16 protein-coding genes are annotated in these 18,890 nt (G+C 48.3%); 7 read left to right on the top strand and 9 right to left on the bottom strand.

The genetic code is table 11. The features are described 5' to 3' along the window. Positions 1–89: 89 nt before the first annotated feature. Positions 90–506 carry a Holliday junction resolvase RuvX gene (ruvX, locus tag E1919_RS20695; protein WP_162055332.1) on the top strand — a complete coding sequence of 139 codons (417 nt, stop codon included), beginning with the start codon at positions 90–92 and terminating at the stop codon, positions 504–506. Beyond that, on the top strand, positions 503–1,072 hold the full coding sequence (gene def, locus E1919_RS20690; RefSeq protein ID WP_162055331.1) for a peptide deformylase: 570 nt from the start codon (positions 503–505) through the stop codon (positions 1,070–1,072). The genes ruvX and def overlap by 4 nt, the downstream gene beginning before the upstream one ends. 102 nt (positions 1,073–1,174) lie before the next feature. Here def and E1919_RS20685 read toward each other — a convergent pair whose 3' ends face one another. Both E1919_RS20685 and E1919_RS20680 read right to left on the bottom strand, forming a co-directional pair. Next, the gene (locus E1919_RS20685; protein WP_162055330.1) at positions 1,175–2,434 is read right to left on the bottom strand and encodes a hypothetical protein; all 1,260 of its coding nucleotides are present in this window, start codon (positions 2,432–2,434) and stop codon (positions 1,175–1,177) included. A 239-nt stretch (positions 2,435–2,673) separates the two neighbouring features. Next, the gene (locus E1919_RS20680; RefSeq protein ID WP_162055329.1) at positions 2,674–4,323 is read right to left on the bottom strand and encodes an alpha-amylase family protein; all 1,650 of its coding nucleotides are present in this window, start codon (positions 4,321–4,323) and stop codon (positions 2,674–2,676) included. Between the two features lie 385 nt (positions 4,324–4,708). Here E1919_RS20680 and E1919_RS20675 point away from each other — a divergent pair, with 385 nt between their 5' ends. Together E1919_RS20675 and E1919_RS20670 are read left to right on the top strand one after the other, a co-directional pair. Then, positions 4,709–5,593, top strand: a complete 885-nt coding sequence (locus E1919_RS20675) for a DUF3078 domain-containing protein (protein WP_162055328.1) — start codon at positions 4,709–4,711, stop codon at positions 5,591–5,593. Positions 5,594–5,665: 72 nt separating this feature from the next. Then, entirely contained in the window at positions 5,666–6,643 is a 978-nt protein-coding gene (locus E1919_RS20670) for a zinc dependent phospholipase C family protein (RefSeq protein WP_162055327.1), read from the top strand. A 14-nt stretch (positions 6,644–6,657) separates the two neighbouring features. On the opposite strand, the gene E1919_RS20665 is transcribed toward E1919_RS20670, so the two are convergent. The 3 genes from E1919_RS20665 to ettA form a co-directional block, all read right to left on the bottom strand. Further along, positions 6,658–7,575 (bottom strand): ion channel, encoded by a 918-nt coding sequence (locus tag E1919_RS20665; protein WP_162055326.1) that lies wholly within the window; start codon positions 7,573–7,575, stop codon positions 6,658–6,660. 233 nt (positions 7,576–7,808) lie between these two features. Beyond that, positions 7,809–8,795 (bottom strand): GNAT family N-acetyltransferase, encoded by a 987-nt coding sequence (locus E1919_RS20660; RefSeq protein ID WP_162055325.1) that lies wholly within the window; start codon positions 8,793–8,795, stop codon positions 7,809–7,811. Positions 8,796–9,434: 639 nt separating this feature from the next. Next, positions 9,435–11,105 carry an energy-dependent translational throttle protein EttA gene (gene ettA / locus E1919_RS20655; RefSeq protein WP_162055324.1) on the bottom strand — a complete coding sequence of 557 codons (1,671 nt, stop codon included), beginning with the start codon at positions 11,103–11,105 and terminating at the stop codon, positions 9,435–9,437. Between the two features lie 354 nt (positions 11,106–11,459). Between ettA and E1919_RS20650 the strand changes: the two genes are divergently transcribed. The 3 genes from E1919_RS20650 to E1919_RS20640 all read left to right on the top strand — a co-directional run bounded on the left by E1919_RS20650 (position 11,460) and on the right by E1919_RS20640 (position 14,116). Further along, positions 11,460–12,773, top strand: a complete 1,314-nt coding sequence (locus E1919_RS20650) for a DUF349 domain-containing protein (RefSeq protein WP_162055323.1) — start codon at positions 11,460–11,462, stop codon at positions 12,771–12,773. Positions 12,774–13,073: 300 nt separating this feature from the next. Beyond that, on the top strand, positions 13,074–13,295 hold the full coding sequence (locus E1919_RS20645; RefSeq protein ID WP_025608825.1) for a DUF2795 domain-containing protein: 222 nt from the start codon (positions 13,074–13,076) through the stop codon (positions 13,293–13,295). Between the two features lie 98 nt (positions 13,296–13,393). Continuing rightward, positions 13,394–14,116: an ABC transporter ATP-binding protein gene (locus E1919_RS20640; RefSeq protein WP_162055322.1), complete on the top strand. Its 723-nt coding sequence runs from the start codon at positions 13,394–13,396 to the stop codon at positions 14,114–14,116. Between the two features lie 139 nt (positions 14,117–14,255). Here E1919_RS20640 and E1919_RS20635 read toward each other — a convergent pair whose 3' ends face one another. The 4 genes from E1919_RS20635 to E1919_RS20620 form a co-directional block, all read right to left on the bottom strand. Then, positions 14,256–14,933, bottom strand: coding sequence for a 2-C-methyl-D-erythritol 4-phosphate cytidylyltransferase (locus tag E1919_RS20635; RefSeq protein WP_162055321.1), 678 nt, complete (start codon positions 14,931–14,933; stop codon positions 14,256–14,258). A 151-nt stretch (positions 14,934–15,084) separates the two neighbouring features. Beyond that, the gene (gene queA / locus E1919_RS20630) at positions 15,085–16,131 is read right to left on the bottom strand and encodes a tRNA preQ1(34) S-adenosylmethionine ribosyltransferase-isomerase QueA (protein WP_162055320.1); all 1,047 of its coding nucleotides are present in this window, start codon (positions 16,129–16,131) and stop codon (positions 15,085–15,087) included. A gap of 641 nt (positions 16,132–16,772) precedes the next feature. Further along, entirely contained in the window at positions 16,773–16,979 is a 207-nt protein-coding gene (locus E1919_RS20625) for an SPW repeat domain-containing protein (protein WP_162055319.1), read from the bottom strand. A 681-nt stretch (positions 16,980–17,660) separates the two neighbouring features. Further along, on the bottom strand, positions 17,661–18,821 hold the full coding sequence (locus E1919_RS20620) for a putative sensor domain DACNV-containing protein (RefSeq protein WP_162055318.1): 1,161 nt from the start codon (positions 18,819–18,821) through the stop codon (positions 17,661–17,663). Positions 18,822–18,890 lie beyond the last annotated feature (69 nt).

Genomic DNA, 18,890 nt, shown 5'->3' with positions numbered 1-18,890 from the left:
GCAGATGTAACGGAATGTGTAGGAGCAGCCACTTCCTGGCTTATAAGAAACAAGATAATTCCTTACCTTTGTGGCTTAAGAACAGACAAATGGGCAGGATAATGGCAATTGATTACGGGACAAAGCGCGTGGGAATAGCAGTAACCGACACGCTGCAGATAATCGCCAGCCCTTTAGAAACCGTTCATGCCAAAGATGTGTTATCCTTCCTGAAGGCGTATGTACAGCGTGAGCCGGTGGAGGCCATTGTGGTGGGAATGCCGCGCCGCCTCTCCGGCGAAGACACAGAGGCGACTCAGCACGTGGTAGGCTTTGTGCGGAAGCTGCAGAAGGAGCTTCCTGCCATACCGGTGCATACCGCGGATGAGCGTTTCACGTCTAAAATGGCACAGGCGGCCATGCTGGCCGGCGGCCTGAAAAAGAAAGACCGCCAGGACAAAGGCACGGTAGACCGTGTGAGTGCCGCCATTATTTTACAATCGTATTTAGAAAGCAGAACTATATGATTTACCCGATTACCGCTTACGGCGATCCAATTTTAAAAGATGAAGCAGAAGATATCCCTAGAGATTACCCGGACCTGAAGGAGTTGATCGAGGATATGTATTCAACGATGTATTTTGCCCACGGCGTAGGCCTGGCCGCGCCACAAATTAGCAAGAGCATCCGGCTGTTCGTGATTGACTCTGAGCCAATGATGGATGAAAAGGACAAAGGAAAAGGTGTGAAGAAAGCATTCATCAACCCGGAGATTGTAGAGGAAGACGGGGAGGAATGGGGTTTTGAGGAGGGCTGCCTGAGCATACCAGGTGTGCGGGAGGTTGTGTATCGCCCGGAGCGCATTGTGATACGCTACTTTGACGAAGAGTGGAATGAGCATGAAGACAGCTATGATGGTATGAATGCCCGTGTTATTCAACACGAGTACGACCACATTGAAGGCATCCTGTTCACGGACCACCTGAACGGCCTGAAGAAGCGCCTTATCAAAAACAGGCTGGCTAAAATATCAAAGGGAGACGTGGACGCTGATTATAAAATGAAGTTTCCGGCTCTTTCGAAGAGAAGGTAGACCACGATACTATATAAATAGTTAAGCCGCCTGCCACAAAAACTGTAGCAGGCGGCTTAACTATTTATATGAGCTACGAAAGCACCTCTGGAAGTAGTTTATTTAGTTCACATTCTTGGTGAACCTCCTTGCCAGTCCTATTTTGTTTTCTTTGTTGACGTTCAGATTGAATACACTATTAAAGAACGCCTGGTAAGAAAGATCATCAGCTTTTTCAATAGTTACTTTAGCTAATTTCAGATTTGACAGGCTCCTGTCTTTCAAGAGGGACGCATTCAAAGAGTTGATAAACTGCTTTGGATTGAACGCGGTTTTAGTAGTTGGAGAGAAAATCGTCCAGAAGATTTCATTGCCACTATCTGTCCAGGTAGAAGCATAATAGGTAGGCAAATCTTTGTCAAACTGCACACTCAGACTCTCGAATGACTTACTATTTAACTTGATATAAGATTCATCAATAAAAGAAAGATGCGTCGGCACTGAATCAGCGAAGCTATAATACTGATAAGCATTAGATGATGCATCAGACCAAGTTGAGATGAATTTATACGCATAGATATCACTCTTAGGATAAATGATGTCGTAGCCCGACTGGAATCTTATGAAGTTAGTATAATATAGCCACAGGTAATTATTGTAATTGTTTGCCACAGGATATCCGAACAAGAGGGTTGATTTCTCCTGAAGATCCTGAGAAGTTCTATAGGTAGCTTTCGTAGCCTCTTTCATCTGCGTCAGATCTATGGTAGCATTCTTCTGAACTTCTGCAGAAATCTTGTACAAATTGCTTTCTGGCACAACAAAATAGGTGTGATTAGTAGAGTTGCGCTTGGTATACTCTATTTCTAGTGAGCCTTCGGAAGGATTGTAAGTATAACCTGAGCGCAGCGCGTAGGTGTTTGAAAAATGAAAATCATCACCTGGAATAGGCGGAACGTTCAAGTACTTAACCGTAGCGGCTTCAAAACCTTCTCCAAAAGCTGGATCGTTATTGTAAGGAAGATATTGGTAACTGTCGCTGGGGGTTATCTGCCAGTTATTTGGATTTGCCTGTACATAGGAATCTACAATTATTTTATCATAGTCCTTTGCGTGAAAAACAGTCGTTACAACGAATTCTGTCTCTAAAGTTCTGACTTCGAGGGTATGCTGCTGACGTGTTGACAGCAAAGTGTCTAACAGGATTTTCCCACTATGTTCAGAGAGAATCAACTCGGCTGTATCTATACTGTAATTAGCTGGTTCTAAGCTGATACTTAGTTGAGAAACAGGCAATAAACTAGGCTCTCCTCCATCCTTGTCTTTTTCACAGCCAAAGAATAGAAGAGAGCTAAAAAGGGTAATCCAAAATTTCTGTTTCACTGGTCTTATATGATTATATTGTTGAAGGCTACTTTTGCGTCATCAGTAACGCATCATATACCTATAGCAATAGATGAACGGGACCAGACTGCCGAATATACTATATATTAAAAATAGTATTAAGAAAATTGGCGACTATTTTCTGCCTTTCAGTAGAAATACTTTCTATACAAATTCCCCTGTTGCTTTGCTTGTAATACACCAAAGCAGCGTTCATAAATACCGTCTTCTGTCATCATTTAAACTTTGTGAAACAAATGACTTAGATCACCGGCACGGAACCAGCGATAGCCATACGCGTCCAGCGTAATATGATGAATGCCTTTTTCATCGGCCCTACTTTCGTCATTGGCCATCAGATCTACAAGCCTGACTTCCTTCTCCTGCTTTAGATCCAGGGTCACCTCGTGGGCCTTCTCGTCAAAATTGTGGAGGATAATCAAGGAACTGCCCTGCCAGCTATAGTGCATCCCTAATACCTGGGCAAGCCCCGTGTTCAGTATCTGCCACTGCCCCCAGCCTATCTCTATGCACTCCTGCCGCAGGCGGATCAGGGAAGTCATCCAGTTGAGCAGGGAGTTTGGTTCGCGCCGCTGGGTTTCCACATTTACATGTTTATAGGCATACGGTCCTTCATTTATTAAAGGGTGCACCAGCTTTGCTGCTTCCGAGAAGCCAGCCTGCCCATTACCCGACCATTGCATAGGGGTGCGCACGGCATCCCGTTCTTCCAGCTCAAGGTTGTCTCCCATGCCTATCTCGTCACCATAGCGGATGACCGGTGTTCCGGGCAGGGAAAACATCAGGCTGTAAGCCAACTCAGATTGCCTTTGGTTGCCGAGCATAGTGGAAAGTCGCCGCCGAATTCCACGGTCGTATAACTGCATGTGCTTTTCGGGAGCGAAACGTGCAAACACTTTTTGACGCTGCTCCTCTGTAAGGCGCCCCAGGTCCAGCTCGTCGTGGTTGCGCAGAAACTGGGCCCATTGGGTAGCGTGCAGCTTGTTTCGGGTAGCCTCCAGCGCCTCCTCCAGCGGCTCCGTATCGGCTGTGGCCAGGGCGTAAAACATATACTGGTTGACGTAGAAATTGAACATCAGGTGAATACCTTCCCCATCCTCGCCAAAGTACTGCTGGCTTTCATCAGGCGCCACATTGGCTTCACCCAACAACACGGCATCTCCCCGCCGCCACTGCAGGAACTTCCGGAACTCATGCAGGTATTCAAATCTAATCTCCCGCTTTGTTTTACCAGGGATTTGGGTTTCCAACAAGAAAGGTACTGCGTCCACCCTGAAGCCAGCCACACCTAATTCCAGCCAATACCCCATGATCCGGCGAATCTCGGCGCGCACCTCGGGGTTATCTATGTTCAGGTCAGGCTGGAACTCATAAAAGCGGTGGAAATAGTAAGCCTTGGCTTTTTTGTCATAGGTCCAGGTAGCTTCCTGTTCGCCAGGAAATACCATACCCTTATCCCAGTCGTCCGGTTTCTTTTTGGACCAGACGTACCAGTCTCGGTATTTGGCATTTTCGCTGCTCCGGGCATCCTGAAACCAGGGGTGCTGGTCGGAGGTGTGGTTGACAACCAGGTCGATGATAACTTTGATGCCGCGTTTTTTTGCCTGGTGCATAAACTCTACAAAGTTGCCGCTGGAGCCATGCCGTGGATCTACGCCGTAGTAGTCGCGTATATCATACCCGTTGTCTTTGTTGGGGGTAGGTTGAAACGGTGCCAGCCAGACGGTATCTATGCCCATGGCATGGAGATAATCGAGGCGGCGGGCAAGTCCTTCAAAATCACCTACACCGTCCCCATTCATATCCATAAAGGTTTCCAAGTCGAGGCTGTAAATGATTGCGTTTTTATACCAGAGGTCTTCTATCATGAGGTGCTGCTTATAATTGATGCCTTAAAATGCAAAGTTGGTTTTGCGTATACGTAACTAAACAGGGAAAAAGGTTAAGGTAGCGAGCGGGACTTGTCAACTGTAGTTCGATTTATGAGCTCCGGGCATCAGTCCTCCTGGCCATGTTCTGCTCCTCACACAGTCTTTCCCGGTCTTAGTTTTGGTTTTACCGCCTTCATAGCATTAGCTTTGCCAGATAACCGGACAGTTGAAACATGTTTTTAACTATCCGGTTATCTGGCAAAGCTGTTTTATCTGGCACGGGCAAAATGTGGTGTCGGCAAAGCGTGCACGGCCAGCATCATTGTCTCTGCATTCTTCAGGCTGCCTGAGATTGATAAACGAACCATCGAATACCTTTATCATGAATAAACTTTTACTTACGCTGTTTGTACTGCTGTTAAATTCTACTATAGTGCTGGCACAGACAGAAGCAGACACCACCTGGCGAAGAACCTTCTCAGCGGGCATAAACTTAAACCAGGCGGCGTTCAGCGATAACTGGAGAGCAGGAGGCATTAGCTCTATTGCCCTCAACACACACCTGGATGCCCGGGCCGACTATAGCAGGGGCCAGGTAACCTGGGACAATGAGGCGCAACTGCAGTACGGCCTTATCAAAAACAAGGGCGATGAAATGCGCAAGAGCATTGACCGTATTTACCTCGACTCGAAGTATGGCTACAAGTTCGCGCCTAAATGGAACGCTTTTCTTTCTGCCAATTTTCTCTCCCAGTTTGCACCGGGCTATGATGATGTAACCGATGCTGACGGAAATGAAATACTGGTGTCTAACTTTCTGTCACCAGGTTACCTGACATTTGCCCTGGGCGCAGAATATAAACCTACCCCCTCATTCTCCCTACGCCTGAGCCCCTTTGCACCGCGTTTTACTTTTCTAGTGGATGACGAAGTAGTAGCCGACGACCGCTACGGCGTACCGGAAGGAGACAAAGTACGCATTGAGTGGTTGGCGGCCATGGTGCAGGCTACGTTTAAGCGCGACATTGCCACCAATATAAACATGAGGCTCAATTACATGGGCTACCTTAACTACGGTGAGTTTTCTTTTAAAAGAGTGGACCATCGCCTTAATGCTGTGCTAAATGCCAAAGTAAACCGTTACATAAATGTGAACCTGATGGGTAACGTGGTTTATGATTACGACCAGGATACAGAGATACAGTACAGCCAATCCCTGGGCCTGGGCATACTGTACTCACTGGAAGGATTCTCGCTGAGCAGGTAGTTTGCAGCCATTCCTGTGGTAGAGGTATAGCAAAGAAAACCAATAATCTGGCCATTCCCGTATGAGGCAGATATGGCTGGTAAACAACGCGTTGTTCTTTTTCTCCTGTTCGCATTCCTCCTCCCACAACTGGGCTACAGTTGGGGCTTCTTTGCGCATCAGCGCATTAACAGGCTGGCAGTGTTCACGCTGCCACCGGAAATGATTGGCTTTTATAAAAAGCACATTCGCTACATCACTGAAAATGCCGTGAACCCGGACCGCCGCCGCTATGCCGTGGAATGGGAAGCACCCCGCCATTACATCGACCTGGATGTGTATGGCGACAGCGCCCTGTATAAAATGCCGCGTTTCTGGCAGCAGGCCGTGGAGCAGTATACCGAAGACACTTTGCAGGCGTACGGCATTGTGCCCTGGCACATCAGCCTGATGAAGTACCAGTTGACGCAGGCATTTAAGGAGCGGGACCTCGATCGTATCCTGCGCCTCAGTACCGAGATGGGGCATTATGTGGCTGACGCCTGTGTGCCGCTACATACCACCCAAAACTACAACGGTCAGTTTACGGGCCAACGCGGCATACACGGTTTTTGGGAATCGCGCCTGCCAGAGCTGTTCTCCGGCAACTATGATTTCTTTGTTGGCCAGGCGCAGTATATTGAGCAGCCACAGCTGCGGGCCTGGGATTTAGTAGCCAGCGCCCACACCGCCCTCGACTCTGTGCTGTTCTTTGAAAAGCAGCTGACACAAACGTTTGACGAGGAAAAGAAATATTCCTTTGAAGTGCGCAACAACCTCACCACCCGCGTGTACTCCCGCGACTTTTCACAGGCCTACAGCGACAAGCTGAACGGACAGGTAGAGCGGCAGATGCGCCTGGCCATTCGTACTATTGCCAGCTACTGGTACACCGCCTGGGTAGATGCCGGCCAGCCAGACCTGAGTGCTTACCCGAAGGCGCTGACAGCAGAGGAGCAACAGCGGCTCGAAATGGAGAAAAAGGATTATGAAGCAGGTCCGCACAAACCCCGTGAAGAAGGTGATAATTAAGCATCTGCCAATACTTATAACGCAGGCTCACTTACAGGCTCCGTTTCATGCAGCTTGTGCAAATCAAAAACGATTTCCCCTTCTGCGTCCGTATCATAAACTTTCTTGAAACGAACGTCCCACAGTATTTCATCAAACCGATAGGAGAAACGGGAATGAACCGTCTGGCCATATGCTTCGTCATAGCCTTTTATCAAGATTATCACCTCAGCACGCTGCTCCTCTAACTCCTTTGAGCCTATATTGTAGAGTGGGCTGTCTTTATCTATGTGGTGCACAATAGTCCAGTTGAGGGGGAAAAACTGCAGCGAAGACTGCTCCAGCTTCAGGTTATAGAATTGATGTTCATAGGTGGCATCGTGCACCATTAGCATGACCTTAGCCTCCATCTCAAGCAACACATTATTTCGCTTGTTGGCAAGCCGGAACTGCAGGCTTTTCTCTCCTTCATGAGGAGCAATAATCGCGTTATTACTGTATAAGATACGAACATGTGGCTTGGAGAAACGGCTGAACACGACACCGGTAATAATTGCGAAGCCTACCCACCCCATAAGAGATTCCAAAGTCACCACTAGGTTCATTGCCATGCCCTGCGGTGCTAAAATGCCATAACCTACTGTAGTAAATGTTTGTACACTAAAGAAAAAAGCATTCAGGAAAGGCGGAAGGTCAGGCTCCGTGCCCTGCAGGTTCTCGATACCACACAACAGGTACAGCAGGGCAAACAGGATATTAATGAGCAGGTAAAAGCCCAGTATAAGGAAAGAAAGCCGTTGCACAGAGACGTTCTTCAGGTACTGGTAAGCATCATACAAGCGTAGCTCTCTTCCCAGCTTCACAGTATTAAACGTGCCGTCTTTATTGATGAGTCGCTTAATTCGACTATTATACTCTTCTCCTAGTCCAGGATCTATGGTTCGCCTCCACATCTTTCTTTTGGTTTAATCGGGTACAGCAAGATACAAAAGTATAGCGGACGAATCTATAGTAGCGTTTCGCTGCCAGGCTAAAACAGGCGGCTCGGTAGATGAGAATAACGCTGCTTGGAATTGCTTCTGATTTAAAAGCAAAGAGCGGTTCTTGAATGTAAAATAAGTAGTTTTTGATTCTGACGAAGGATATTTAAACATGCTGTTATACAGCTGAAGCGCTTGCTATTCTTCTACCCCCTTAGTTTCCGGACCAGGCGCATCCGGGCCTCCCGCATGAGTTTTACCCCTTTCGGCAGGCGGTTGTACTTTAGCACCGGGATAGGCTTTGCCTCAGGGCTAAAGCTTTTGTAAAAGTGGAGGATATCCGGCTCCCGCTCATCAGGGCTCTCAAAGTCGAACAGCACCTCCTGCCCGGCGTGCTCCCGAATCATGTGGTCGATGAGAAGGGTACGGCCATTCTGCTTCCGGCCGTGCTGCGGGGCAGCGTTAAAAATATAGACAATACGCCCGCCCCAGACAATGAAAAGGCAGCCGCTGTTTTTGCGTCCTTGTTTATCCGTTGTATAGTAAAGCCTTCCTACACACTTCTCCCTCAGCACCTGGTATAACTGCCGAAGCATTTCATAGGCCCCTTCTGCTACACCGCCATAAATCCGCGCGGCTGTTTCTTCCTTAAAAAACCGGATAATGGGCTCTATGTCGTCGCTCTCCCCTATTTGCAAAGATGCTTTCTGGGCACGCTTCAGATTCATCTTTCTGTCGCGGGAGTAGCCCTCATATAGCTGCTCGTAGCTGATGCACAGGTTCAGGTACAGCGTTAAGGTATGCTCCACCTGCACTTCGGGCAGCGGCAAAGGGGGCAGTTGGTTCTCGGTATTGAAGTTATAGTCCACCACATACCGGAAGCGCTTGTATATTTCCTCAGTAAAGGCTTGGTAAGTAGCTTTGGGTATACTTTGTTCTAAAGTATAGATGCCTAGCTGCTGGCAGAACAAAGGCTGCTGCACATAGCGCATGCCCAGCTTACGCCGCCACGGCACCGGCATCACTGCCTTATATATGCCTGCGGCGTCTGCTTCCACCATGCCTTCCCAATTTGGCGACACCACATCGAGGTACCAGGACATGGCGTACACCTGCCGCTGCGGTGAAAGCGCTACCACGGCATTCCACTGCTCCAGGTCAATGTCCGCGTGTTTGAGGTAGAGAATCGGCATGAGGTATGGATAGCAGGGCTTTGATGAGAGCAGCAAGATACAAAAGTGCGGCAACATCTACAGCGCCTTCCCTGCCTCTACCCCGGGCAAACGGAAAGGGCGCAGGGCGTTATTTTGAACATGCCATAACCCAGAAGAGGCTGCCCTATTCGGACAGCCTCTTCTGGGTTACACGTTGGAGTAAAGGTTTTAGGATACCACCAGAGCAATAGTACCTACAATGGTAAAATAGCCAGCAATAAGCCAGTAGGCTATCGCATCACTATTGGAGTAAATTTTTTTCATGATTGACATCCATCAAAGTTAGAAAACACTTATAAACCCCTGGCTGTCTATAACTTAGTTTACGAGACGAATTTAACTTTGTTAAATATTATCACATAAAAAAGCAACGTTTCTACAAAGTTATAACACTGATAATTAGATGGCTTAAGCGCTCCAGGAACTTCTTCTTCCTTCTAAAAAGTATTAACAGAGGAAATGGCTTTACTCTTTGGAGAGCGCGTGGTGAAAACCTTGGCAAGCGGAGGGCCCAGGCAATTCTTCTAAAAAGGAAGAAAACACAAAAGGCCGCTGCAATTAAGCAGCGGCCTTTTTATAAGCAGTATCTGGAATCAGTTAATACTCCTGAAATACGTCCTATACCAGTTTTTTGTAGCGGATACGCTGCGGCTCTGCATCACCTAAGCGCTTCTTCTTGTTCTCCTCATACTCGGTGTAGTTACCTTCAAACCAGTATACCTGCGAGTCACCTTCAAACGCGAGGATGTGAGTACAGATACGGTCCAGGAACCAGCGGTCGTGGGAGATGATAACGGCGCAACCGGCAAAATTCTCCAGTGCGTCTTCCAGCGCCCGGATGGCGTTCACGTCCAGATCGTTGGTCGGCTCATCGAGCAACAGCAGGTTACCGCCTTCTTTCAGCGTCATGGCCAGGTGCACGCGGTTGCGCTCACCACCCGACAACTTGTCTACCTTCTTCTCCTGATCGCCACCTGTGAAGTTAAACTTGCTCACATAAGCGCGGGACACTACCTGGCGGCCAGCCATCATCATATGTTCCGTACCGCCGGAAATAACTTCAAATACAGACTTATTTGGTTCCAGCTGGGTGTGCTCCTGGTCTACATAAGAAATCTGCACGGTAGAACCCACCTGGAAGTCACCGGCATCCGGTTTCTCCTGCCCCGTAATCAGCTTGAATAAGGTCGTTTTACCAGCACCGTTCGGGCCGATGATTCCTACGATACCACCCTGCGGCAGCGCGAAGTTCAGGTCTTCGAACAGCAGTTTATCGCCGTATGCCTTGCTTACGTGGTTTACCTCGATTACCTGTGCACCCAGTCGCGGACCATCCGGTATGAAAAGCTCCAGTTTTTCTTCTTTCTTCGAAGCGTCTTCTCCGGCCAACTTGTCGTACTGGCTAAGGCGCGCCTTGGATTTGGCATGGCGTGCCTTCGGTGCCATACGCACCCACTCCAGCTCACGCTGCAGTGTCTTCTGGCGCTTGCTCTCCGATTTCTCCTCTGATGCCAGGCGGTTTGCCTTCTGCTCCAGCCAACTGCTGTAGTTGCCTTTCCACGGAATACCTTCGCCACGGTCCAGCTCCAGGATCCAGCCGGCCACGTTGTCAAGAAAGTAGCGGTCGTGGGTTACGGCGATTACGGTGCCTTTGTATTGCTGCAGGTGCTGCTCCAGCCAGTCTACCGACTCTGCGTCAAGGTGGTTGGTTGGCTCGTCCAGCAACAGCACGTCCGGCTCCTGCAACAGCAGGCGGCAAAGGGCTACGCGGCGCTTCTCACCACCCGACAGGTTTCCGACGATAGCATCTTCCGGAGGGGTGCGCAGTGCGTCCATGGCACGCTCCAGGCGGTTGTCTAGTTCCCAGGCGTTCAGCTGGTCCAGCTTCTCCTGCACCTCGCCCTGCCGCTCAATGAGCTTGTTCATCTCATCGTCCGTCATCTCCTCGGCAAACTTCATGTTGATTTCGTCGAACTCACGCAGTAGGTTTACTACTTCGCTCACGCCCTCTTCCACCACCTCTCGCACTGTTTTGGTCGGGTCCAGCTGCGGCTCCTGCTCCAGGTAACCTACTGTATAGCCCGGAGACCATACCACTTCGCCCTGGTACTCTTTCTCAACACCTGCAATAATTTTAAGAAGGGTAGACTTACCAGATCCGTTCAGACCCAGCACCCCAATCTTGGCGCCATAGAAAAATGACAGGTAAATGTTTTTAAGCACTTGCTTCTTTGGCGGGTAGATCTTGCTTACCCCAGCCATCGAGAAAATTATGGTTTCGTTACTCATGCTGTAAATTATAGTGTTATGCTAATATTCCACTTAATAAAGCGAAGGTATGCTGCCCCCTGCCGCTGTATTCTATCTCTCTGATATTTTATTTGTTAAAGAATTACAAATATCGTAAAAATTCATGCTACGCGCTTCACATAATTGGTTGAAATCATTAAACTTGTAAAAAAACTGTATGGGTATAGTATGTCCCGACTTATTTTAGCACCAGATAACCGATCGGTAGTGTTACTAAATAAAATTTACTATATAGAAGTAATTACAAACGCTGCAGGTTAACGTGCGTATGCAAAGGTTAGTCTAATTCTGTCGCCTTACCCTATTTTTTCGACCCATAACCCTATCCAGTTAATGGAAAACAACGATCTATTGGAAGAAGCCAAAAAGTATGGCTTTATTCAGGACCAGCAAGTGTGGCTAAAGCCCTTTATGAACTACCCCGCACGGCAGGTAGGCGAAGTAAAAGAGTCTGAAGATGATTCGCTGGTGTATTTCTCGAAGCGTTTCGAGATGTTCCAGGACAAAGTAAAGAACTTACTCGACCGTATTGATACCTCTGAAAACAAAGGCTCTTTTCTGATGAAAGTGCTGCACATGAAAGAGCAGGTGGGAAGTTACGATGCCTTAGGTGAATTTGAGAGAATCTACCACACCCTTACCAAGGCGGAGGAAGACATAAACGAGACAATAAAGCAGAACCGCGAAAAGAACCTGACTACCAAAATTGCGCTCACACAGGAGGCCGAGGCCCTGACCGAAAGCATTGAATGGCAAGAGACAACGGAGAAGCTGAAAGAGCTGCGGGGCACCTGGATTAAAACAGGGCCTGTGGAGAAAGAGCTGACAGAGGAGATTGAGGAGCGCTTCAGAACAGCTATTGAGAACTTCTTTGAGCGGAAGAAAAACTTCTTCGAAGACAAGAAGAAGATGCAGAACCGCATCTACGACAAATACCGCGATCTGATTTCGCAGTCAGTAGCCCTGCAGAATTCTGAGGACTGGGAAGGCACCACTGCCAAGCTGAAGGCTTTGCAAAACCAATGGAAAGAAGTAGGCGGCACCCTGCCGCGCAAAACCATGACGCGGCTGTGGACAGACTTCCGGAAGGCGCACAACCATTTCTTTGAGCGCCTGAAAAAGAAAATCAACAACGAGAAAAACGAGTCGAGAGGGAAATACTACGAGACCAACTTTGAGCGTAAGAAAGAACTGGTAGAGGAAGGCGAGCAGCTTTTGCAGCAGCGCAGCCTCGGAGATGCCGTGAAGCGTGCGAAAGAGCTGCAGGCAGAGTGGAAAAAAGTAGGCCCTGTTAGCCCCGAGGTATCGGATATGATCTGGGAGCGCTTTATTAAGGCCTGCGATAAGGTGTTTGAGATGAGCAGCCTGGAACATTATATCCGAAAGCGCCAGCAAACCGCTAACGAGCCGCTATCTGAGACAGATGACCTGCAGGCCCGCATCAATGCGCTCAAAGACTTTATTAAATCAGACAGAAACGAGCTAGAGGTACTGGAGGGCAACCTGGGCAAGCTGAGTGACACCCCTGGCAACGATACTTTCCGAAACATGCTGCAGGGTAAAATCCGAAACTTTAAGCGCAAGATCAACACGAAGACAGAGATGATCGAAACGTTTCAAAACCAGCTTAGCGCTATCAGCAGATAAGAATATTTTCAAGCTATAGTCATTTATAGTTTTTGATGAACAGCACCTGTTGCACCTGCGGCAGGTGCTGTTTTATTAGACTCTGCTCACCCTCATGTCTCTCCTGTAGCTGTTGTTATAGATGCTCTAAAAAGGCAAAAAAATATTACATCCTTTTTGAACATTTAGGTATTTTTTGCGTTGTGTTGGTAAAAACAGACAAAAAAACAAATTTATTTTTGCTGAAAATTTTTGTTTTTGTTTTTATTCATACTTTTGCAAACCATTTCAAAAAGCCAATATTTTAAAGGAGAAAATACTATGTACTGGACACTAGAATTAGCATCATACCTGGAGGACGCACCTTGGCCAGCCACTAAAGATGAACTTATCGATTTTTCTATTCGCTCAGGCGCCCCAATGGAAGTTGTAGAGAACCTGCAAGCCCTTGAGGACGACGGACAGCCTTACGAGAACATTGAAGAAATCTGGCCTGACTATCCTACCAAAGAGGATTTCATGTTTAACGAAGACGAGTACTAAGATTAGTTATGAAGGATGAATTACGAATTATGAATGGTTTGTCTTAGAACTATCTGTAATTCATAGTTCATAATCTGTAATTCATAATTGGTTTAAGCTTGATCATTGAAGTAAAAAACCTGGTTGCGGGCTACGGACAGCGCGTCCTTATCCGCAACCTTTCTTTTTCTGTACCAGCCCCAGCCTTTATCGCCATCATCGGGCATAACGGCGCTGGTAAAACGACACTCTTCAAGGCCTTTCAGCAGAAAGTAGCTTACGAGGGGCAGCTGCTGGTGCAAAATAAAGACCTGAAGCAACTCACTGACGCGACAGAACAGGGCCTGCTCTCCTACCTTCCTCAAAAGAATACTGTTGGATTCCCCATAAAAGTACACGATCTCGTGGTGATGGGGCTGTTCCGGAAAAAGCGCTTTTTCCAGAACTACAATGCCGCTGATTATGAGTTGGCCGCTCAAACACTCGCGCAACTGCAGCTCTCCCACCTCATAGAGCACGACTTCACAACCCTTTCCGGTGGCGAACAGCAACTGGTATGGCTGGCGCAGCTCATACTACAGGATGCTGCGATAAACCTGCTGGACGAGCCGACGCAGCAGCTCGACGTGTACTATAAAAACCAAGTGTTTAATCTACTACAGCAGTGGGTGCACCAACAGAAGAAGACAGTGCTTTGCATTACCCACGATCTTCAGAACCTGCCATCGCTGCAGGGTTACCTGCTCAACCTCTCTAAACCTGCACCAACCCTGGAAGCCATCACACCTGAATCTGTACAGGCCAACCAAGCTTTTCTGGAAGAAGGACGGCAGCCAGTGTAGAACCCGGACAAAAGACATAAGATGAAAAACAGAAGACTTATCTACTGGCGCCGGTATCCAACCGGTAATGTATAGTGGGCGTGAGTTTTCAGACTCACTTTTGATGCAGGCATGCACAGTAAATCATATGTTATAGCTTCTATTGCTCCTTTGCAAAAGCTTCTGCTAAAACAAGGTCTTCCGGAGTGGTTATCTTGATGTTGCGGTAACTCCCTTCTACCAGCACAATCTTCTCCCCTAACTGCTCTACCACCGAGGCATCGTCCGTAAAGTGCTCCTGCTCCGGCTGCTCATAAGCCCTGCGCAGTACACCTGCCCGGAAACACTGTGGCGTTTGCACCAGCTTATAGTTAGCCCGCGGCACGGCACGGCTTCCCTCCGGTATGAGCTCCCTGATAGAGTCTTTGGGCGACACCGCTACCACGGCACTGCCATGTACAGCAGCTGCCTCAAAAGCGGCTTTTATAGTAGCGGCCTCCACAAACGGCCTCACGCCATCGTGGACCGCCACCAGCCCCTCTCCCTGCACCGCATCCAACCCATTCTTCACTGAGCCAAAACGAGTCGCCCCGCCTGCTACCGCCATATGGAAAACTTTGAAGCTGTGTTTCCGGCATAGGTCGCGCCACGTTTGCAGCTGTTGCTGCGGCAGCACCACAATCAGGCGCAAATCAGGGTTATACTCACTAAACCGCTCGATGGTATGCATCAGGATGGGCTTGCCAGCCACCTCTATAAATTGCTTAGGCACCTCGTGCTGCATCCGGCTGCCTGAGCCGCCTGCCACTATAATGCCATATTCGGAAAGTTGAGACATGAGAAGTTAGAGAGTTTGGGAGTTAGAAAGTTAAAGAGTTAGAAGGTCAAAAAGTTAGAGAATATAGTGCGGGAGGAGCTAAGCGTGTATAAAACAAGATGCCCCGACTTGAGTGGCCGGGGCATTTTTGAAAAGATTTATCTGACAACTACTACAGCACCAGCATTACGTCGCCGTAGCTGAAGAAGCGGTATTTTTCTTTGATAGCCTGCTGGTAGGCTTCCATAATCAATTCGTATCCACCGAAGGCAGCGGTCATCATCAGCAGCGTAGACTCCGGCATGTGGAAGTTTGTTACCAACGAGTTTGCAATTTTGAAATCGTACGGAGGGAAGATAAAACGGTCTGTCCAGCCTTCGTTCGCTTTAAGGCGGTTGTTAGCCGACACAGAAGACTCAAGGGCGCGCATGGTGGTAGTACCGATAGCCACTACACGCTTTTTGTTATCGAGCGCATTGTTTACCATGCTTACAGTCTCTGCCGGAACCATAAAGTTCTCTGAGTCCATTTTGTGCTTCGTCAGGTCTTCCACATCCACCGGGCGGAAAGTTCCTAAGCCAACGTGAAGCGTCAGAGGAGTAACGTCCACACCTTTAATCTCCAGGCGCTTCAGCACTTCCTTTGTGAAGTGCAAACCAGCTGTAGGGGCAGCCACGGCACCTACGTTTTTGGCATACACGGTCTGATAACGCTCACGGTCTTCAGGCTCGGCATCGCGCTTAATATACTTCGGAAGCGGCGTTTCGCCCAAGTCATTGATAGCTTTATAAAATTCCTCATCCGAGCCATCGAACAGGAACTTGATGGTGCGGCCACGGGAGGTGGTGTTGTCGATTACCTCGGCCACCAGGTCGCTTTCGCCAAAGTACAACTTGTTGCCCACACGGATTTTACGGGCAGGGTCTACCAGCACATCCCATAGGTGTATGTCTTTGTTTAACTCACGCAACAGGAAAACTTCAATTTTAGCGCCTGTTTTCTCTTTATTACCGTATAGGCGCGCCGGAAATACTTTTGTATCGTTCACCACCATCACATCGCCTTCATCAAAATACTCCAGGATGTCTTTGAAAACGCGGTGCTCAATTTTTCCAGAGTCGCGGTGCACCACCATCATACGGGATTCATCGCGGTTTGCGGAGGGGTGAGTGGCTAAATATTCTTCAGGAAGGTCGAATTTAAATTCGGATAATTTCATATATTAAATATTACGGTATTTAATAACTAACAATATATCTTGTTATATATCAATAAGTTACACTATTGTTGTCTCTGACACAGGTAAACAATTACAACTGAAGTTACGCGCTACTGCTGCAAAAGTAGGGCACAAAGGTACATTATTAAAATCTAAATTGAATAATTTAGGTTCCATGCCTTGTACGCCATAGCAGGGATTTTTTTACCTATGCGTTTACCTTTTCTACTCAAACAGCAACACCATACTGGCCTCCCGCGTGGAATTCGAGATAGAGGACGAAAGCACCAGCGGGGTGCTGCTCACCTCGTATGACTTTATCTCCCACATGAACTTTGAGAAGCGCACCATCCGCGGCACTTGATGCTGTGGGATAACTCTGAGGTAGCAGCAGCGCCTTTCCTGTACGGCATATCTTCCACAGTGCCTTCCCTGCCCGCAAAAGAGCTTATTTGCGCCTCGTCGCACATACCTAGGACAAACATACCCGCTTTGGTAAGGGCGACTGGGCCTGCGATGTGTCGTAAGCAAAGCTAGAAGCAGGTACAGGCCGAGAATCAGATGCGGCAGGTAAGTTCTTTCGTCAAAACTGAGCAGCCATGGTTAAGCCGCCAGCGCAGTGCCAAGCACCAGTACCATCATCAGGTGCACACCCATTGGCACCTTGTGAGGATGCCAGCCTCAAAGTCTGTCACAACTGCCTGCACCACCACCACGGCACTTGCTATAATTGCTGCCTTGGTGGCGGCCTCTATTTCGCTGAAGCCCAGCAGCCAGGGCGAGGCCAACAGCAACAGCCCCACCATATAATCTAATATCCCGTGAAAGCGGGTTGGTATGAATCTCATGGTTTTCTCCTCTTTTGAAGTGTGAAGTACTAAAATAGACGCTCCTGACGCCCCTGCTTTCCCAAGATGCCTCTCAAGGGCTCCCATTAAAGCCACACAGGGAACTGCAGCCTGTTAACCTGCCGCAGCACCGGCACGTTTTAAATTAGGGCAATGGCATCTGCTGCCATCTCTACGAATATTACGCTGCAAAATATATTATAATTTCTATATATTTTTTTATGCCTTTGCAATTTTACCATGAAGGCGCGCGCTGTTAATCCTCATCGTTAGGTTCATAAACTTCATTATTTCTTCCCCTTTTGTAAACAAAGCCATAATTCAACTGTGACTAGAGTGTAAGAGACAATAGAGTTCCAGCTTTAGGGGTGGAGGATGTGTATGTATACAAGATGCACTGATACATATAAAATACTTCTACTGAACAATACCCGCAGCAATGAACTTACATTTCGTGTTAGTCTGGCTGGTCTTATTTTTATCTTTAATCCAACCTTATATATTAGTTGTACTAATTAAAATTGGTTTATTTTGACTTGCTTTGATTTGGTAGTACTGTTAAGATTCTGCTTTTCATAATGTTGTAAAATATTCTTAACAGCGCACCAGCAACTTAATGTCCTACAGGCACCTTTCTACTGCTGCTAAATCGCCACATTTATGTCCCATCAACACAAGTTCTTACATCAACAGCGTGTCAATTCTATGTGCTTGTACCATTTCCACGCACGGTGACCAGGCGAAAGCTGTAAAGCGTCCGTCCTGTGATGCTACCAGCGCGATGGCATCCTGCTGATCATGCACGAACTGTGCCGCCGACATATGCCGGGTTCCCCCGTTCTGCGTTGGATGAACAATGCTGGCTTCAGAGCCAACAACCGGTTCGGTCACCACAATCCGCTCCACCGGCCCCCTTCCAATTGACCGGCTTATCTTGGCGCCGAAAGCGATCAGCTCATACTCATCGCTGATAATGGTTGCGCCGTCTACAGCCGTAAGGCAGGCAATGGTGTCAATAGAATCATGGAGTGCTTCCTGCCACTGGCTCCCTCTCTCGCTCAGGTCCTGTTTCATCAGTTCGGAGAGCCCGTAAAAGGGAGGTTCTATCAAGTGCAGGATCGGGTGCACAATTGACTTATGCCATGTATCGGTGCCAGCCGGTACAATCAGAAGGGCTCCGCCATGCCTGTGGGCGCGCATAGATATGGCTACCTGCACCAGCGCATTTACAGGGTCGTTCCAGGAAGAAGAGGGCTCCAGGCCGAGCAGTGAGGTTACCAACGTCGGGCAGTCGGGCAGATGGGCGCTGGTCTCATCTATTACCTTTACCTCCTCCCCAATCAGCACAGCCATATTCTTGAATTTAACGAGCCCCTCGCCTCGCTTATGCTTGATGACCAGCACGCCGGGCTCGGTTACGTCTACGACAAAACAGGAATAGGGAAGCTGGCGTGTGGTTCCCCATACGTACAGCTCCCCTTCCTCATACCATACCCCAAGGTGAATTCCGGGGCGCTCAACACCAGGGGCTATCTTCGTGAGGTTTTTTGTGGTAAGCTCCAGACGCTGCCTGAAGAGTAGTGGCTGCCTGGCCTGCTCCGGGGAGAGGAAGGCCAGTGATATTTTAGGAGCAAGCCCTTCCTCCCGCCTGAGACTTGTCCAGAACGCTGTATCAATGATTGCCTCGATAGCCTGCGCATGGGGCTGGGTCGCCTGCCTCTGGCCACTGTGATGACGAGTCGTGGATATATAGTGAGAGTAGTGCCTTTCCACCGTTTCGACGAGTGTCAGGGCCGCATGGTATTTTTTAATGGGAGTCGGTTGTGTTGTCTCGCTCTTCATCTGAGTACTGTTAGAGGATGAGGTGCTCAAGACAACTAGAGCGCCTGTACAAAGTCATGCTTTGCACAA

Origin of the sequence: Pontibacter pamirensis (genome assembly GCF_010015475.1) — a bacterium.
GTDB lineage: Bacteria > Bacteroidota > Bacteroidia > Cytophagales > Hymenobacteraceae > Pontibacter > Pontibacter pamirensis.
Note: the sequence above shows the minus strand (reverse complement) of the source record. Positions and strands in the feature narration are given on the sequence as shown.